The sequence below is a fragment of the Dokdonia sp. Dokd-P16 genome (assembly GCF_003095655.1).
In the GTDB taxonomy this organism is placed as follows: domain Bacteria; phylum Bacteroidota; class Bacteroidia; order Flavobacteriales; family Flavobacteriaceae; genus Dokdonia.
Map to the genome: position 1 here is coordinate 3,365,545 of NZ_CP029151.1, position 17,149 is coordinate 3,382,693.

The following is a 17,149-nucleotide window of genomic DNA, read 5'->3' on the forward strand; positions in this document are numbered from 1 at the left end:
AACTGCTTTTCCAAACTCTGCCAATTATTACCTCATATTCACAAAGTCATATTAAATGTATAATAATGCGGTGTTAAGTAATGCATTACCATCTACAATATCAATTACTTTTAAATTCTAAACATAAAATTTTAAATTATGATTAAGATCATAGGAGTAATAGCGCTTGTTGCAGGAGCAATAATGCTAGTGCTAGGCGTTATGGGAATATTTGGAAGTTTGAGTACAGGGATGAGCCCGTGGGCATTTACTATACTTGGTGTAGTATTTTTCTTTGCAGGGATCTCATTACTTAAACATAGAAAAGATACTGATACTATTGCATCTGAAAAATGAACAAAGCAAAAAATGGTGTAAATTAGTACTTAAAAAACAACCATTATGACAGTACGACCATTCCATCTTGCTATTCCTGTAGATAACGTAGAGAAAGCCAGAGTTTTTTATAGAGATATATTAAATCTACCTGAGGGCCGCAGCAGCGATCACTGGGTAGATTTTAATTTTTTTGGACACCAGCTAGTGATTCATTATAAAGAAAAATCAATAGTAGATGAAGTTCACAATGAGGTGGATGGTAAAGCTGTGCCTGTTCCTCATTTTGGAGTGGTTTTAGAATGGAATCAATTTCAAAAATTTGCTGAGGAAATTGCACCCCACGTTACTTTTGTAATAGCTCCTTATACTCGCTTTGAAGGACTTGTAGGAGAACAGTCAACTATGTTTTTTTATGACCCTTGCGGTAATGCATTAGAATTTAAAGCCTTTAAAGATGATTCTCAAATCTTTGCAACATAATATATGCAATCAATAAAACCTGGATTACTTAGACAAGCCTTTGTTATTTTCCTAATTATACTATTAGGATGGCTTATTTTTAAAGAAATGGCAACCTATCTCTCAGGAGTATTGGGAGCAATCACGCTATTTGTACTAATGCGCAAATGGCAGGGCTATCTTGTAAAAAAACGTAAGTGGAATCCAGGTGTCGCAGCCGGATTGTTAATGACGGCTTCTTTTCTTGTAATCCTTCTCCCTATCGCTGGACTTGTACTTATGCTTACTTCTAAAATAAGTAAGGCTGTAGAAAACAGCGGAAAAGTTATAGATATCGTAAAAACGGAATTATCATCTTTAGAGGCTAGATTTGGGATGGATCTCGCTAGTTCGATAGATACAAGCTCCATTACAGAATGGGTTAGTAATAATCTTCAAGGCCTCGTAGGAAGTACGTTTAATATCTTTATCGCTATAGGAATCATGTACTTTATGCTTTACTATATGCTCACTAATAGAAGAACATTTAGAGAGTCTCTGTTAGAATATATACCTCTTGGCGATAAAAACTTAAAATTAATAGGAAAAGACAGTGTAGATCTTGTAAAGTCTAATGCAATCGGGATACCGCTAGTAGCGCTCTTGCAAGGCGCTGTAGCGCTTATAGGTTTCTTAATTTTAGGTGTAGAAGATCCTTTTTTCTGGTTTGCCATAGTAACCGTTGGTTCTATGATACCCTTTGTAGGTACCGCCTTAGGAATTATACCCGTTTGTATTATCTTATACGCGGCTGGTGATGTTTGGCAGTCTATTGTACTTGCCTTGTACGGTATTATCGTCGTGGGATCTACAGATAATTTATTTAGGCTAGTGATACAGAAACGACTTGCAGATGTACATCCGCTAGTAACAATTATTGGAGTCATTGTAGGTGTCCCTCTTTTCGGTTTTATCGGTTTGATTTTTGGACCTATAGTAGTTAGTATTTTTCTACTTATCGTTAAGATTTATAAGCATGAATATGGCAAAGAGATTTCTAATAAAGAAACCGAAGTACTTTAAAAAGCTGTAAATAGGATGGTTACGCTTTCGCGAAAGCGTGATTAAGATCATTCTTTGGGTTTTATTCAAAATTCCTATCTTTCACTTCCCAAAGCAAACCATCATTACATGCAAATATTAGGCATAGACATAGGCGGAACCGGAATTAAAGGAGTTCCCGTAGATCTTGAAAATCAAGAATATCTAGGAGAACGTTTTAGAATAGAAACACCGCGTCCCGCAAAACCCAAGGCTATTGCAAAGTGTGTGCAAGAACTTGTCAAGCATTTTAATTGGACAGGTCCCATAGGTGTAGGTTTTCCTACAGTAGTGGTTGATGGTAAAGCCATGGCTTACGGCAACATGCATAAAAGCTGGCAAGGTGTTCAAATAGACGAGCTTTTTACAGAAAAAACAGGACTTCCATGCTCTGCTATAAATGATGCAGATGCAGCCGGCCTTGCAGAAGTAAGATATGGTGCCGGAAAAGATCTAAAGGGCCTTGTAGCGGTAATAACCGTAGGAACGGGAATAGGTTCTGGGTTATTTTATAATGGCCAACTCATCCCTAATTTTGAATTAGGTCGTATACCTTACAAGAAAAAACCTATTGAGCAATATGCAGCAAACTCTGTGCGCAAAGCAGAAGAGTTGACCTACAAAGAATGGGCAGAGCGTTTCAATTTTTTTCTTAAAAATGTAGAGTTAATGTGCACTCCTAACCACTACATCATAGGTGGTGGCATAAGCAAGCATATGGGAGAATTTGAGAAATATCTTACTACAGACATACCTATTGTCGCTGCCAAAACCAAAAACCATGCTGGTATCATAGGTGCAGCTTGTGGGTATCTTGATAAAATAGCACGCAAGTAACTTCAATAGCCATTTTCTAGTAGATTATTCTCAGTTTACACTTCGCACGTGCTAGCACGATTTCTTTTGTTTACTTTTAAAGCGTAACAACTTTAAATCAACCAAAAGAATGCGTTTATTACTTACACTTACTACCCTACTATTAAGTTGTCTTAATGCACTTGCTCAAACTGGCAGTGTAGATATGGATTACTACCTTCCTAAAGATGTAACTTATAATCAATCCATCCCTACGCCAGAAAGCATTATAGGCTATACTCCTGGAGAGTGGCATGTAAGCCACGATAAACTTTCTGAGTACATGCGCACACTAGCAGCTGCTAGTGATAGAATTACAATAGAAAACAGAGCTAAAACTTTTGAGGGACGCCCTATTCTTTTACTTACAATTACTTCTCCTAGCAATCATAACAACATAGAAGCCATACGCGCAGAGCACGTAAAACTTACAGAAAACGGTAGCAGTTCTTTAAATACTAGTGATATGCCTATTGTAGTATACCAAGGACTTTCTATACATGGTAATGAGCCTTCTGGAGCAAATGCTGGACTTGTAGCTGCCTACTATCTTGCCGCTGCACAAGGCCCTAAAATTGATGATTTACTTAAAAACACAGTCATCCTTTTTGATCCTTCCTTTAATCCTGACGGTTTACAACGCTTTGCATACTGGGCAAACACCAATAAGAGTATAAACATCAATCCTGATCCACAAGATCGTGAATATAATGAGGTATGGCCTGGCGGACGTACAAACCACTACTGGTTTGACATGAACCGCGACTGGCTTCCTGTACAACTTCCAGAATCTCGTGCTCGCATCAATACCTTCCACAATTGGTATCCTAATATACTTACAGATCACCACGAGATGGGATCTAACAGCAGCTTCTTTTTTCAACCAGGTATACAATCACGTACGCATCCACTTACTCCTGCTTTAAATCAAGAACTCACAAAACAAATAGGAAACTATCACGCTGCAGCACTAGATAAAATAGGTAGCTTCTACTATACAGAAGAAAGCTTTGATGATTTTTACTATGGAAAAGGATCTACGTTTCCAGATATTAATGGAGGTATTGGGATTCTTTTTGAACAAGGAAGTAGCCGCGGTCACGCTCAAGAAACAGACAATGGATTACTAGAATTTAAATTTACCATACGCAATCAGTTTACTGCTATCTTATCCACATTAGAAGCAGCTCAAGGAATGCGCTCAAAATTACTAGACTATCAGCGCGATTTCTTTAATAACGCTCGAGGCGAAAAAGCCAATGGTGCCTACGTTTTCGGGAGTGAGAAAGATGCTAGTAGCTCTTACCACCTTGCCGAAATACTAAAACGTCATAAAATTAAAGTGCATGAAGTAGCTAAAGATTTTACCGAAGGTAATAGCAAATTCAAAAAAGGAATGAGCTATATGGTTCCAAAAAATCAGAGACAAAGCCGCCTTATAAAAGCAATGTTTGAAAAACGAACTACATTTCAAGACAGCTTGTTTTATGATATTAGCGCTTGGTCTTTCCCACTAGCTTTTGGTGTAGACTTCTCAGAAAACGCATCTTTAAATAATGCTGGAAATGAGATTCAAGAGTTATCTATGAAGCCAACGCCAACCGTAGCTTCAAGTACCTATGCATATTTGATGGAATGGCATGACTACTATACTCCTAAGGCACTTAACAGTATCTTAAATAAAGGAATAAGAGCAAAAGTTGGTATGGAGCAATTCAGCTTAGAAGGTGCTACTTATGATTATGGAACTATTATGATTCCTGTGCAAAATCAATCATTGAATCCGCAAGAGTTAAATGCCTTTGTAAATGAGGTAGCTCAAGATGCTCATGTAACCATCAAAGCTGTAAGCACCGGACTTACGCAAGGAATAGATCTGGGTAGTAATCAGTTTAGAGTGCTTAAGCCTGCAAAAGTTGCCATTATTGTAGGAGAAGGCATCAACCCGTACGATGCAGGAGAAATCTGGCATCTCTTTGATACACGTTATAATATGCGTATCACAAAACTCGACACTAAGAGTTTAGGACGCACAGACCTCTCTCAATACACAGATATCATTCTACCTAATCTTTGGGGAAGCGCTATAGATAAAGGCACTACAGAAGATATTAAACAGTGGGTACGTGATGGTGGTACACTTATAGGTTATAAAAATGTAGCCAACTGGTTCAAGGGTAACAAAATGCTGAATATTTCTTTTGAGGAAACAAAAAATCCTGCTAAGAATGTGAGCTTTGAGCAGCGCAGAGATTTTAGCGGTGCCCAGGTCATAGGAGGAGCCATCTTTGAAGCAAAGCAAGATAGATCTCATCCTATTAACTTTGGATATACAGGAGATAAAGTTTCCTTGTTTAGAAACACTACTATTTTTGTGAAAGCAGATTCTACTAGTTATAAAAATCCAATACAATACACAAAATCACCATTACAAGCAGGTTACATTTCAAAAATCAACTTAAAAGCAATCCCAGAAACTAGACCTTTTGTACATCAAAGTACTGGACGTGGAGAGGTGATTTTATTTACAGATAATACAAACTTTAGAGCATTCTGGTATGGTACCAATAAATTATTAATGAACGCTATCTTCTTTGGTAGCGAGATGTAATCGTAATATTTAATTTATTTTAAAACATATCAGTAATCAAAATGAAAATAGATCTTTCTAATAAAACCTCTACCCAACTTCGCTCTAATCTTAACTTGATTACAGTGATTATTGTTGCCTTGCTTATCGTGATATCATTTCTTATTGGTATCTCGATTTACGGGATTACTACAAGAGAAGACTCAAATTCTTTTATAGGTACACTAGTAGTTGGTATTTCTTGCTTAGGTACAGTACCATTGCAGTTTATTATGAGAAAGGCTATCAAAAAAGAATTGAAATCAAGAGGAGAGATTGTTTAAACGTTACGCTTTCGCGAAAGCGTACTCAATTCAATTATTTTTATAACTTTACACATAGTATGATATTATTCACAACATATACATTCATCTCGTGTGCAACGCTGCGCCAGACTTGATATGTTGTCACTATATGATTATAAAGAGTAACAATACAAAAGAGTCCGGCCACCACGCTGGACTCTTTACTTTTATGGTCTAGCGTAGGTCTTTACCATCTAATCTACTATTTATGAAAACACTACTACGCAACTATACAAATACTTTTAAAGGGCTATCTAGAGAAATCTGGTGGCTATCGCTCATCACATTGATAAACAGAGCGGGTGCGATGGTGATTCCTTTTCTTTCTATTTATTTAAATAAAGATCTCCATTTTAGTCTACCAGATGTTGCATGGATCATGACATCTTATGGTCTTGGGTCTTTTGCAGGAGCATGGCTAGGCGGTAAATTATGTGATGTTATAGGTTATTATAAAGTCATCCTTGTTAGTTTAATTTTTACCGGAATAAACTTTTTATGGGTATTGCACGTTGAGACTTTCTGGATAATGTGTTTCTCATTTTTTATCCTCATGGCACTAGCAGATATGGGGCGTCCTGCATTTTTTGTAGCGCTTAGTGCCTACTCAAAACCAGAAAATAAAACACGTTCGCTTACACTAATACGACTTGCTATTAATCTAGGTTTTTCTGTAGGGCCCGCTGTGGGAGGAATTCTCATTGCTACCGCAGGATATGATGCACTATTCTATGTAGACGGCTTGACGTGTCTCTTTGCTGCAATCTTGATGACTCAAGTATTAAATCCTAAAAAGACGAAGGAACTTGATAAAGAGGTCATGATTGAAAACCCTAAAAAACCTTTACTTGACACGCCTTATGTGCTGTTTCTCGTTGCGCTTGCACTATTTGGGATTGTCTTTGTACAATACTTTTCGACAGTGCCATTATATTATAAAGATGAATATAAGCTTGGTGAGGATGCCATAGGACTCATTCTTGCTCTTAACGGTATTTTGATTGTAGTGTTTGAAATGCCACTCATCGCCTGGATGGAAAAGAAAAACCTCTCTAACGTACAAAGCACCATCTTGGGATTACTCATGACAGGTGCTAGTTTTGTGTTATTACTATGGGAAACATGGGTAGGTATTATAGTCATTGGGATGATTATCGCAACCTTCGGGGAGATGATTTCTTTTCCATTTAGTAATAAATTTGCTTTAGATCGCTCAAAGTTAGGTAGACAAGGTGCTTACATGGGTGTTTACAGCATGTCATTTTCGGTAGCGCATATTTTTGGGCACAATAGTGGTATGCAAATCACAGAAGCATTTGGTTTTCAAACAACGTGGATATTTTTAATAGGACTCACGCTTATCGCTTGGCTATTGTTATATATTGTTAAGCGCATGCTTGCAAATGAAACACCGCCAGAACCTGTATCTTTAACTTCAAAATAAGATTTATGAGAATTATTATTATCATTTTAAGTGCACTCTTGGTACAAGCATGCAATACTAATAAAGACGATCAAAACTCATTACAAGATCATATTACAAATGAAAATAACGCTTTCGCGAAAGCGCAACCTGTATTAGATACATCTAGGTACAACGTAGCTTTCTTAATTATGGATGGCACTTTTAATACGGAACTCACGGCGCCTTTTGATATTTTCCAGCACACGATTTACAGAGATAGCATTAAAGCGATGAATGTATTTACAGTTGCAAATACACTGGATCCTATTAAAACATTTGAAGATATGTACCTCCTACCCGATTTTGATTACACGCAAGAAGATACGCCTAAGATCGACATCTTAGTTATCCCTAGCGCAGAGCATCACCTAGATACAGATCTAGATGATGAGACGATGATTTCTTTTGTTCAAAAAGTAGATAAGGAAGCACTCTTTATGACTTCTCATTGTGATGGTGCTTTTGTGCTTGCAAAGGCTGGACTTCTCAATGATAAAGTCTCCACTACTTTCCCGAGTGATATAGATAAAATGAGAGCTAAGTTTCCAGCGCTTGATATTAGAAAAGAAACCCTATTTGTTCACGATGGAAAATACATTACCTCTGCTGGTGGTGCCAAAAGTTTTGAGGCAGCACTCTACCTTACAGAGCATTTATATGGTGCAGAAATAGCACGTTCACTAGCAGGTGGATTAGTGATAGACTGGAATCTCGATACCGTCCCACACACGATTATTCACTAAAAAAGAGCTATGAAAGAACAAAATATTAATACTATTATTTTTGATCTAGGCGGTGTACTTATAGACTGGAGTCCAGAATACGTTTATCTCAAAGAATTTAGAGGAGATCGAGCAAAAATGAATTGGTTTCTTAATCACGTGTGCGCATGGGATTGGAATGTTAATCAAGACGCTGGCTATTCTCTAGAGAAAGCTACTCAAGAACGTATTGCAATGTTTCCAGAATATGAAAGGCTCATAAAAATGTATTATGGTCGATGGGAAGAAATGCTAGGTTTTACTCATGAGGGTACACTACAAATTCTTAAAGAACTTATAGATAATCCCGACTATAGAGTGCTTGCGCTTACTAACTGGAGTGGAGAGACCTTTCCTATTGCGCTTAAAAAATTTCCTTGGTTGCAATGGTTTGAAGGAATTCTAGTCTCTGGTGATGAGGGAACTCGCAAACCTTTTAGAGATATCTATGATCTTATGCTAGATCGTTATAAAATTGAGCCGTCTCAAGCTATATTTATAGATGATAGTCTTAAAAATGTTCAAGGCTGTGAGGTATCAGGAATAACAGGCATTCATTTTACAGATGCACAAACACTTGCGGTCCAACTTAGATCAAAAGGAGTACACGTAACACTATTAGAAAAATAACTATTACATATGATTAAAATATATCACAATCCTCGCTGCTCAAAGAGCAGACAAGGTCTAGCATTGCTAGAAGAGTCCGGAAAAGAATTTGAAGTAATAAAATATCTTGATAATCCTCTCTATGAAACAGCGCTTACGTCTCTTATTGATATGCTTGATATAGCTCCTAAGGAACTCGTAAGAAAAGGCGAATCTATCTGGAAAAAAAACTATAAAGGAAAAGAACTTAGTGATACAGAAGTTATAGCCGCTATGTCTCAACATCCTAAATTAATAGAGCGTCCCATTGTAGTTCTCGGAAAAAAGGCCGTTATTGGACGACCTCTAGAAAATATAGAAAAGCTCTTGAGCTTATAATTTTAAAAATAAATAATATGAAAATAATTATCGCATTAGTACTCTTTGCCTTTGTTGGAATATCAAATGTTCAAGCACAAAGTCCAAGCTTGAGTGCTGTAAATAAAGAAAAAGTAAGTGAGATTGACATGCTTACACAGAAACTCAATCTTAGCTCAGAACAAGTAGCAAATATTTCTAAAACTATAAAAGCATTTAAATCTACAGAAGATAGACTTAGAGCTGGAGGTCTTAGCGCAGCAGATAAGCAAGAAGAACTTGCTAAACTTGCCAAGCGTAAAGACGGTAACATGCAAACGTTTTTAACTAAAGAGCAATATGCTATATACAGCAGTCTCATAAAACAGTAATAAAAAACTACCTCATAATAACATCCAGATGTTCAGGCATCTGGATGTTCTGTTTTACAACAGCTTGTCATCATCATATCTGGAAAGCTAGGATATACATTATTGTTACGTATAATTATGTTATCTTGACTCACTTATAAAAACAAAATGACTCTGTGAGTCCCAATCCCTTTAAAATTATAGGCGTAGGCGCCACTTTCTCCCCTAACCTCAAAGCAAACTTGTACGAGGCTGCTAGACTATGTATTCATTTTAATGCAACGTTAGTAGTGATTCACGTAGGTGATCATACAGATGAGAAACATCACTCTTTTAAAAAGTTACTCACTAGCTTTCATGAAGAAGGTCTTGAATCTGAAATAGTATTTAAGCCTGGAGATCCTGTTAAGGTGATGATAGAAGCTGCTAGTACATTAAAAATTGATTTACTCATTGTGGGTGCGCTACAAAGAGAAAATCTTGTCAATTACTACTTAGGTTCTATCGCTAGAAAAATAACCCGTGGAGCTTCATGCTCTGTACTTTTACTTATCAATCCCTCTGTAACTCGTATTCCATGTAAACATGTGGTAGTAAATGGGCTTGAAGATCCAAAAACAGAACAAACTATAACCACTGCATTTTATGTTGCTCACGGTCTGAGTGCAGATAAAATGACCATCGTAGAAGAAATTACTGAGAGTGAAATTCACGTAAATGTAGATGACGACAACTCACTGCGCCGAGCAAATATTGCTAAGGAAAAACTGCGTAGACGAGAGGAAAGCAGAGTACAGCAAATTATAAATAAAGTTCCTCAAGAAATACAGCAACGTGTAGATGCACGGTCACAAGCCATTTTCGGAAAACGAGGATACTCCATCGGTCATTATGCAGAGGTCGTAAGAGCAGATTTATTAATCATGAATGCCCCATCAAAAACATCATTTTGGGATCGTTTATTTCCACATGATATTGAGCATATTCTCACAGAACTCCCTACAGATGTATTAATTGTACGATGAGTCCAAAAGAGAATTCTATAAATAATTTTTTTAAAACGCTTCCGCGAAATATTTTTTCAGGCTTCGTGGTAAGTCTTATTGCACTACCATTAGGTCTAGGTCTTGCTATGGCTAGTGAGGCTCCACCTATCTCAGGAATTATCACTGCTGTTGTAGGAGGAATATTAGTATCCATACTTGGCGGTAGTAATGTAACTATCACAGGACCCGGAAATGGTCTTGTGGGAGTAGTACTTATAGCAATTACAGCTTTAGGGTTGGAAAGCACATATGCTGCTATTATTTGCTCTGGAGGACTACTTATGTTATTAGGTTTTCTTCGTATGGGAAAACTAGCAGATTTCTTTCCCTCTTCTGCCATACAAGGGATGCTAGCCGCCATCGGTCTTATTATCCTAGGAAAGCAATTCCACATCATGCTGGGTAATAAAATTACTCGTGACGGGAGCATTGACTATCTACTGGAAATCCCAAATTCAATTATTGGCGTTTTCAGCTACACAGATACAGGACTCATCTTTGCTGCTATATTTGGCGTAGGCAGTCTTGCAATCATGATTTTTTATGGAAAAATCAGAAACAAATATTTACAACTCGTTCCTGCACCTATGTGGATTGTGTTGCTTTCTATAGGTTTTAGTTACTATTATGAATTGGTGCTAGGTTTACCTAACCCTATTGCTCAAGAATATATGATTAGTGGTATCCCAGCACTAGGAGATATCGTAGCTGACTTGAAAAAACCAGATTTCAATCCAGTTGGGACTTTTACCTTCTGGACTAGTGTCTTGTCACTTACCCTCATCGCAAGTATAGAATCGTTGCTTAGTATCAAAGCAGTAGATAAGCTTGATCCTCTCAAACGTAGATCAAATATTAATCGTGACTTAAAAGCCTTAGGTCTTGCGACTGTAGGCTCAGGGTTTTTAGGTGGTCTTAACGTAGTTACTGTAATTGCTAGAAGTTCTGTAAATGTAAATAATGGAGGTACTAATAGAAGTGCCAACTTTAGCCACGCTACATTCTTAGTCATTTTTATTGCACTATTTAGTACACAACTTACGCGTATTCCCTTACCAGCTTTAATGGCTATTCTTGTGTATACTGGATATAAACTTGCATCGCCTGTAGTTGTAAGAAAGATGTTTACTATTGGTAAGGAGCAAGTACTTATTTTCTTTGTTACGCTATTAACTACTTTGTTTGTAGATCTTATATCTGGTATTCTAGCAGGTATTGTCATCACATTTGTCATTCATATTCTTTTAAATAAAAGCACAGGGCTATTTCTTAGAAACATGTTTAAGCCTAACGTGTTGATGTTTCAAGAAACGGGAGACAAAGGAGGGAGTAACTATTATGTGAGTGTAAAACACTTTTGCACTTTTTTAAACTTTTACAAACTCAAACAAAAGCTCGAAGCTATTCCCGAGAGTCAAGATGTGGTGGTAGATTTTTCAAAATGTAGCTTTGTAGATCATACAGTCATGGAGAATCTTCACGACTTTCAAGAAGTATTCAGTAAAAAAGGCGGGCACTTTGAGGTTGTAGGTCTCGATATGCATGATACAGACTCTGCTCATCCTTTTGCACTGCGCAAGATGATAACAGTGCCTAAAATGTTTACAAAGAGTAAAACTAAACGCCAAGTATCGCTTGAAGAGCTTGCCCAAAGCTACAATCTAGAATATCATCCAGAAAAAAATGAAGATGTTCATGAGCTTACAGATTTTCTTTATTTCCAAACAAAACATATAAATCACTCATATAACGAGTTTAAGGATAATGATAATGTGCTGCATCTCTTTGATATCATTTACTCCGAAGGAGAATTTATTGCACAAGGAACCGTACGCTCAACTATGATTACGATAGACTTGCCTACTCCTATTCCGTCATTTACAATAGATAAAGAAGGATTTTTAGAGAAGTTTTATGCGATAACAGGTTGGAATGACATTAACATCGATGGCCATACAGATTTTTCTAATCGATTCTTTTTATTAGGAGAAAACGAGTACGCCATTAAGAGTTTCTTTTCTAATGAGCTTATTCATTTCTTAGAAAGTAATCCTTACTACCATATAGAATCAAAAGGAGATCAGCTGCTTATCTTTAATAAAGAGCGACCAGCAACTATTAAAGAAATTAAAGCGTTGCTAGATTATGCTAGAAGATTACAGCAAGTTATCCATAATATTACTGGAGAACTTGTAGCGGTTATTTAAAACAACAAAGCCATCCCGTCAGGATGGCTTTGTTGTTTTATAAAGTATACTGCTTACGCATCTTTATGCATAAAAGATTGTTTTGCAAGTAATACCTCTTCTGTTTCTACATGCTCATCATCCGGTACACAGCAATCTACTGGACATACTGCAGCACATTGTGGCTCGTCATGAAAACCTTTACACTCCGTACACTTATCTGGAATGATATAATAAATCTCATCACTCACAGGTTGTTGTGCTTCATTTGCATCTACTTCTTTACCGTTAGGTAAGATCACATTTCCTTCTAGGTCTGTTCCATCTGCATAGCGCCAGTCATCTGCACCTTCATAAATGGCAGTGTTAGGACACTCAGGCTCGCAAGCTCCACAGTTTATACATTCGTCTGTTATGATAATTGCCATAGTTTTCTTTTTGGGTAACTTTGCACAAAAATAACGCCTAGACACCGATTTGCCAAAACCTATGACGCTTCAACTACGAATTAACGCTTTTATTGAGCTAGGAAAATTTTTAAGTCAGTTTACACGTGACTCCATTACCCAGAAAGAGGGAGTATTACATAACGATCTCTTCTTTGACGGAATGCAGCATCAATTTAAATTAGCCAGTGAAAATAACGGCTGGTTTACTAAAGAAAATATACTATTTGCACTAGAGGGCTGGGCACAATCACTTACTCAAGAAAAACTTACGGAGTGGCTTGATGGTTATGATACCGCTTTCGCGAAAGCGCAATCACAACAAACCGTTGCCGTAATCATGGCAGGTAATATTCCATTAGTAGGGTTTCATGACTTTATGTGTGTATTAATTGCTGGGCATAAATTTGTAGGAAAACAATCGTCAAATGATAGGCATCTCCTACCCTTTCTCGCCAAATATCTAGAATATGTAGCGCCTGCTTTTAAAGAAACCATAAGCTTCACCGAAGATAAATTACCGGCATACGATGCTGTAATTGCGACTGGAAGCGACAACACGGCAAGATATTTTGAATATTATTTTGGTAAAAAGCCTAACATCATCCGTAAAAACAGAAATTCTGTTGCCGTACTTACTGGTAATGAAACAGAAGATGAACTTGTTGCACTAGGTGAAGATATATTTAGGTATTACGGTTTAGGATGCCGTAATGTATCAAAATTATATGTACCACAAGATTACAATTTTGATGCCTTTTTTAAAGCTATTTATCACTGGAGTGATATTATGAATGGTGCAAAATATGCCAATAATTATGATTACAACAAGGCGGTATATCTAATGAGCCTTTTTGAACTCTTAGAGAATGGTTTCTTAATGCTTAAGGAAGATGGAAGCTACGGCTCACCTATCGCGACTTTATTTTATGAGAAATATGAGTCTCTAGAAAGCCTAGTCGAAAAGCTTGAAATAGATAAAGATCGTATTCAATGTGTTGTAGGGAATACAGCACTAAAAGGAAAGTTTAAAGAGCTCACTCCTATTGGAAAAACTCAGAAACCTGAGCTTTATGATTATGCAGATGGGGTTGATACTATTACATTTTTGACAACATTATAGCCAATATTTTATCAATTTATCTGTGGGTTTTTCTAACGATTTGGGCATCTTTGTAAAGCACAAAACGCATAAAAACGCACACCATGAAGAAGCACAACTTTAGCGCAGGACCTTGTATATTACCTCAGGATGTTTTTAAAGAAGCATCACAGGCTATATTAGACTTTAATGATTCTGGACTTTCTATTCTAGAGATTTCCCACAGAAGTAAAGATTTTGTAGATGTAATGGACGAGGCTAGAAATCTAGCACTAGAATTACTAGGCTTAGAAGGCAAAGGCTATAAAGCACTTTTTTTACAAGGTGGAGCGAGTATGCAATTTTTAATGGTCGCTTATAATCTGCTAGAAACTAAGGCTGGTTATATAAATACTGGAACTTGGAGTGATAAGGCTATTAAGGAAGCTAAACTTTTTGGAGAAGTTGCTGAGGTTGCATCTAGTAAAGAGGCAAATTTCAATTACATCCCTAAAGGATTTATACTTCCAGAAAACTTAGACTATCTACACCTCACGAGTAACAACACCATTTTTGGGACACAAATAAAGCATTTTCCAGAGGTAGATTGTCCTCTTATATGTGATATGAGTAGTGACATCTTTTCTAGAGAGATTGATTTTAATCAATTTGACTTAATCTATGCAGGTGCTCAGAAAAATATGGGACCAGCAGGAACTACACTTATTGTAGTAAGAGAAGATATTCTTGGTAAGGTGACTCGCAAGATTCCATCTATGCTGGATTATCAAACGCACATAAGCAAAGGAAGTATGTTTAATACGCCTCCTGTATATGCAGTATATATCTCAATGCTTACTATGCGCTGGTTGAAAGAACAAGGTGGCATAAAAGCGATTGAAGAAATCAATAATAAAAAGGCAACACTACTTTATAGTGAGATAGAACTTAATCCACTATTCAAAGGGTTTGCTGCCAAGGAAGATCGTTCTACCATGAACGCCACCTTCTCACTTACAGATGGTGATCTTAAAGATGCCTTTGATGCTATGTGGAAAGAAGCAGGAATCAATGGTCTAAATGGGCACAGAAGTGTAGGCGGCTACAGAGCTTCTATGTATAATGCTTTATCTATGGATAGCGTAGGTGTACTAGTAGACGTAATGAGCGAACTTGAAAGAAAAGCTTAGATCCACAAGGACAAAACAACAATATTAAACCGCATATAATAGCATTTACGATGAAAGTATTAGCAAACGACGGAATATCACAAACGGGAGTAGACGCTCTTACAGCTGGAGGATTTGAAGTAATTACAACAAATGTTGCTCAGGACCAACTGGAAAACTACATTAATGAAAAACAGATTGATGTTATTTTAGTAAGAAGTGCTACCACAGTACGTAAGGAACTTATTGACGCTTGTCCATCCATAAAAATCATAGGACGTGGCGGCGTAGGAATGGATAATATTGATGTGCAATATGCCAGAGATAAGGGACTCCATGTAATTAATACACCTGCAGCATCGTCTGCATCTGTGGCAGAGCTCGTATTTGCTCACTTGTTTAATGGAGTTCGTTTCTTATTTGATTCTAACCGTAACATGCCACTTGAAGGTGACACAAAATTTAAAGGATTAAAGAAAGCTTACGCAAAAGGAACAGAGCTACGTGGTAAAACACTAGGTGTAATTGGTTTTGGACGTATAGGTCAAGAAACTGCAAAAATTGCTTTGGGAGTGGGAATGAAAGTTATCTTTCATGATCCCTTTACAGAAAAAGCGACAGTTACTGTTCCTTTCTTTGACGGACAGTCAGTAACGTTTGATCTTACTTCTGTATCAAAAGAGGAAGTTTTAAAATCTGCAGATTTTATAACACTTCATGTTCCTGCACAAAAGGACTATGTAATAGGTAAAGCAGAGTTTGATCTTATGAAAGATGGCGCTGCACTAGTAAACGCTGCAAGAGGTGGAGTTATAGATGAAGTAGCACTTGTAGCTGCTTTAGATAGCAACAAACTTTCATTTGCAGGTTTAGACGTTTTTGAAAATGAACCTACTCCAGCGGTACAAGTACTTATGAATCCTAAAGTAAGTTTAACTCCACACATTGGAGCTGCGACTGGTGGAGCTCAAGATCGTATAGGTACAGAACTAGCAGAGCAAATCATCAAAATCCTTAAATAACAGCACCTTTTATAAATGCAGTAAACTCGAACATTTGATGTAAAATTTACTGTTTATCGTCTCAAAACTGTTTATAATCGACAAGATTCTAAAAAAACCATCCAAACGGGTGGTTTTTTTATGTCAGCAATTTTAGAACTTATAATATTTTGTACCTTGACTCTTGTAAACATTAAAAAAATAACAAAGATGGCAGGATTATTAGATTTATTAAATAGTGATATAGGAAAATCTCTTATTAGTGGAGCAAGTGCAAAATCAGGACAATCTGAAGGTGCAACTGCGCAGGTATTAAGCATGGCACTTCCAGTACTTATGGGAGCTATGAAGAAAAACGTACAGACACCAGAAGGAGCAGCTGGTTTAATGGGCGCTTTATCTGGAAAACATGGTGGTGGTATCTTAGACCAACTTGGAGACATTATGGGTAACGGAGGACCTAGTGACGACGTAGTAAATGATGGTGCTGGAATTTTAGGACACCTTTTAGGAAACAAACAACCTGCTGTTGAAAATGCATTGAGTAGTAAGTCTGGTGTAGATGCCGGATCTGTAGCTCAAATTTTAAAAGTTGCTGCGCCTATCCTTATGGGAGTATTAGGAAAGCAAACTAAAGAAAATAACGTAAGTGATGGTACTGGTATGAGTGCTTTATTAGGTAGCATGCTAGGTGGTCAACCTCAAGAAAACCAAAGCTTAATCACTACCCTACTTGATGCAGATGGAGATGGAAGCATCTTAGATGACGTAGCAGGAATGGTACTAGGAAGCAATAAAAAAGAAGGTGGTATCGGAGGCCTTCTTGGAGGACTTTTTGGAAAATAATCCATTAAACACCCCTATTCATATATAAAGAGTGCCTGAAAAGGCACTCTTTTTTTGTTCCCTCATTGAGACGTCTCACTTGCTCATTATAGGTTTAAATAGAGGTTACTGCTTAGTAAGTTTACACGGTCTAATAATTAGTACTATCGTTAATACTACGATAAAACAAACCTGTATCACAGGTAA

18 protein-coding genes are annotated in these 17,149 nt (G+C 37.1%); 17 read left to right on the forward strand and 1 reads right to left on the reverse strand.

From position 1 onward, the window contains the following. The first annotated feature begins 138 nt into the window (after nucleotides 1-138). The 13 genes from DCS32_RS14980 (at nucleotide 139) to DCS32_RS15040 (ending at nucleotide 12,441) form a co-directional block, all read left to right on the forward strand. The gene (locus DCS32_RS14980) at nucleotides 139-336 is read left to right on the forward strand and encodes a hypothetical protein (RefSeq protein WP_013751953.1); all 198 of its coding nucleotides are present in this window, start codon (nucleotides 139-141) and stop codon (nucleotides 334-336) included. A gap of 45 nt (nucleotides 337-381) precedes the next feature. Beyond that, the gene (locus DCS32_RS14985; protein WP_108879018.1) at nucleotides 382-798 is read left to right on the forward strand and encodes a VOC family protein; all 417 of its coding nucleotides are present in this window, start codon (nucleotides 382-384) and stop codon (nucleotides 796-798) included. Between the two features lie 3 nt (nucleotides 799-801). After that, the gene (locus DCS32_RS14990) at nucleotides 802-1,839 is read left to right on the forward strand and encodes an AI-2E family transporter (protein ID WP_108879019.1); all 1,038 of its coding nucleotides are present in this window, start codon (nucleotides 802-804) and stop codon (nucleotides 1,837-1,839) included. A 108-nt stretch (nucleotides 1,840-1,947) separates the two neighbouring features. Beyond that, on the forward strand, nucleotides 1,948-2,694 hold the full coding sequence (gene ppgK, locus DCS32_RS14995; protein WP_108879020.1) for a polyphosphate--glucose phosphotransferase: 747 nt from the start codon (nucleotides 1,948-1,950) through the stop codon (nucleotides 2,692-2,694). A gap of 109 nt (nucleotides 2,695-2,803) precedes the next feature. Further along, complete coding sequence (locus DCS32_RS15000) at nucleotides 2,804-5,323, forward strand: M14 family zinc carboxypeptidase (RefSeq protein WP_108879021.1); 2,520 nt, start codon at nucleotides 2,804-2,806, stop codon at nucleotides 5,321-5,323. Nucleotides 5,324-5,364: 41 nt separating this feature from the next. Continuing rightward, nucleotides 5,365-5,625 (forward strand): hypothetical protein, encoded by a 261-nt coding sequence (locus tag DCS32_RS15005; protein ID WP_108879022.1) that lies wholly within the window; start codon nucleotides 5,365-5,367, stop codon nucleotides 5,623-5,625. Between the two features lie 229 nt (nucleotides 5,626-5,854). After that, nucleotides 5,855-7,090: an MDR family MFS transporter gene (locus DCS32_RS15010; RefSeq protein ID WP_108879023.1), complete on the forward strand. Its 1,236-nt coding sequence runs from the start codon at nucleotides 5,855-5,857 to the stop codon at nucleotides 7,088-7,090. A gap of 5 nt (nucleotides 7,091-7,095) precedes the next feature. Beyond that, nucleotides 7,096-7,854 (forward strand): DJ-1/PfpI family protein, encoded by a 759-nt coding sequence (locus DCS32_RS15015; protein ID WP_108879024.1) that lies wholly within the window; start codon nucleotides 7,096-7,098, stop codon nucleotides 7,852-7,854. Between the two features lie 9 nt (nucleotides 7,855-7,863). Next, the gene (locus tag DCS32_RS15020; protein ID WP_108879025.1) at nucleotides 7,864-8,502 is read left to right on the forward strand and encodes an HAD family hydrolase; all 639 of its coding nucleotides are present in this window, start codon (nucleotides 7,864-7,866) and stop codon (nucleotides 8,500-8,502) included. Nucleotides 8,503-8,511: 9 nt separating this feature from the next. Beyond that, entirely contained in the window at nucleotides 8,512-8,859 is a 348-nt protein-coding gene (arsC, locus tag DCS32_RS15025; protein ID WP_108879026.1) for an arsenate reductase (glutaredoxin), read from the forward strand. A gap of 17 nt (nucleotides 8,860-8,876) precedes the next feature. Then, entirely contained in the window at nucleotides 8,877-9,209 is a 333-nt protein-coding gene (locus tag DCS32_RS15030) for a hypothetical protein (protein WP_108879027.1), read from the forward strand. 155 nt (nucleotides 9,210-9,364) lie between these two features. Continuing rightward, nucleotides 9,365-10,213 (forward strand): universal stress protein, encoded by an 849-nt coding sequence (locus DCS32_RS15035; protein ID WP_108879028.1) that lies wholly within the window; start codon nucleotides 9,365-9,367, stop codon nucleotides 10,211-10,213. Beyond that, a complete protein-coding gene (locus tag DCS32_RS15040) occupies nucleotides 10,210-12,441 on the forward strand; it encodes a SulP family inorganic anion transporter (RefSeq protein ID WP_108879029.1) in 2,232 nt (743 codons plus the stop codon). The genes DCS32_RS15035 and DCS32_RS15040 overlap by 4 nt, the downstream gene beginning before the upstream one ends. A 53-nt stretch (nucleotides 12,442-12,494) precedes the next feature. On the opposite strand, the gene DCS32_RS15045 is transcribed toward DCS32_RS15040, so the two are convergent. Then, complete coding sequence (locus DCS32_RS15045; protein WP_108879030.1) at nucleotides 12,495-12,848, reverse strand: 4Fe-4S dicluster domain-containing protein; 354 nt, start codon at nucleotides 12,846-12,848, stop codon at nucleotides 12,495-12,497. A 61-nt stretch (nucleotides 12,849-12,909) separates the two neighbouring features. On the opposite strand from DCS32_RS15045, the gene DCS32_RS15050 reads away from it, so the two are divergent. The 4 genes from DCS32_RS15050 (at nucleotide 12,910) to DCS32_RS15065 (ending at nucleotide 16,963) form a co-directional block, all read left to right on the forward strand. Next, complete coding sequence (locus DCS32_RS15050; RefSeq protein ID WP_108879031.1) at nucleotides 12,910-13,989, forward strand: acyl-CoA reductase; 1,080 nt, start codon at nucleotides 12,910-12,912, stop codon at nucleotides 13,987-13,989. Between the two features lie 83 nt (nucleotides 13,990-14,072). Beyond that, complete coding sequence (serC, locus tag DCS32_RS15055) at nucleotides 14,073-15,137, forward strand: 3-phosphoserine/phosphohydroxythreonine transaminase (RefSeq protein ID WP_108879032.1); 1,065 nt, start codon at nucleotides 14,073-14,075, stop codon at nucleotides 15,135-15,137. A gap of 50 nt (nucleotides 15,138-15,187) precedes the next feature. Further along, nucleotides 15,188-16,138: a D-2-hydroxyacid dehydrogenase gene (locus tag DCS32_RS15060; RefSeq protein ID WP_108879033.1), complete on the forward strand. Its 951-nt coding sequence runs from the start codon at nucleotides 15,188-15,190 to the stop codon at nucleotides 16,136-16,138. Between the two features lie 189 nt (nucleotides 16,139-16,327). After that, the gene (locus tag DCS32_RS15065; protein WP_108879310.1) at nucleotides 16,328-16,963 is read left to right on the forward strand and encodes a DUF937 domain-containing protein; all 636 of its coding nucleotides are present in this window, start codon (nucleotides 16,328-16,330) and stop codon (nucleotides 16,961-16,963) included. Nucleotides 16,964-17,149: the final 186 nt, after the last annotated feature.

Excerpts from the sequence above, each read along its gene's own strand:
- DCS32_RS15005 (WP_108879022.1), top strand. The coding sequence starts at position 5,365 with ATGAAAATAGATCTTTCTAATAAAACCTCTACCCAACTTCGCTCTAAT.
- DCS32_RS15010 (WP_108879023.1), top strand. The coding sequence starts at position 5,855 with ATGAAAACACTACTACGCAACTATACAAATACTTTTAAAGGGCTATCT.
- DCS32_RS15060 (WP_108879033.1), top strand. The coding sequence starts at position 15,188 with ATGAAAGTATTAGCAAACGACGGAATATCACAAACGGGAGTAGACGCT.
- DCS32_RS14985 (WP_108879018.1), top strand. The coding sequence starts at position 382 with ATGACAGTACGACCATTCCATCTTGCTATTCCTGTAGATAACGTAGAG.
- DCS32_RS15050 (WP_108879031.1), top strand. The coding sequence starts at position 12,910 with ATGACGCTTCAACTACGAATTAACGCTTTTATTGAGCTAGGAAAATTT.
- DCS32_RS15030 (WP_108879027.1), top strand. The coding sequence starts at position 8,877 with ATGAAAATAATTATCGCATTAGTACTCTTTGCCTTTGTTGGAATATCA.
- DCS32_RS15000 (WP_108879021.1), top strand. The coding sequence starts at position 2,804 with ATGCGTTTATTACTTACACTTACTACCCTACTATTAAGTTGTCTTAAT.
- DCS32_RS15040 (WP_108879029.1), top strand. The coding sequence starts at position 10,210 with ATGAGTCCAAAAGAGAATTCTATAAATAATTTTTTTAAAACGCTTCCG.
- DCS32_RS14990 (WP_108879019.1), top strand. The coding sequence starts at position 802 with ATGCAATCAATAAAACCTGGATTACTTAGACAAGCCTTTGTTATTTTC.
- DCS32_RS15020 (WP_108879025.1), top strand. The coding sequence starts at position 7,864 with ATGAAAGAACAAAATATTAATACTATTATTTTTGATCTAGGCGGTGTA.
- DCS32_RS15015 (WP_108879024.1), top strand. The coding sequence starts at position 7,096 with ATGAGAATTATTATTATCATTTTAAGTGCACTCTTGGTACAAGCATGC.
- DCS32_RS15065 (WP_108879310.1), top strand. The coding sequence starts at position 16,328 with ATGGCAGGATTATTAGATTTATTAAATAGTGATATAGGAAAATCTCTT.
- DCS32_RS14980 (WP_013751953.1), top strand. The coding sequence starts at position 139 with ATGATTAAGATCATAGGAGTAATAGCGCTTGTTGCAGGAGCAATAATG.
- serC (WP_108879032.1), top strand. The coding sequence starts at position 14,073 with ATGAAGAAGCACAACTTTAGCGCAGGACCTTGTATATTACCTCAGGAT.
- ppgK (WP_108879020.1), top strand. The coding sequence starts at position 1,948 with ATGCAAATATTAGGCATAGACATAGGCGGAACCGGAATTAAAGGAGTT.
- DCS32_RS15045 (WP_108879030.1), bottom strand. The coding sequence starts at position 12,848 with ATGGCAATTATCATAACAGACGAATGTATAAACTGTGGAGCTTGCGAG.
- arsC (WP_108879026.1), top strand. The coding sequence starts at position 8,512 with ATGATTAAAATATATCACAATCCTCGCTGCTCAAAGAGCAGACAAGGT.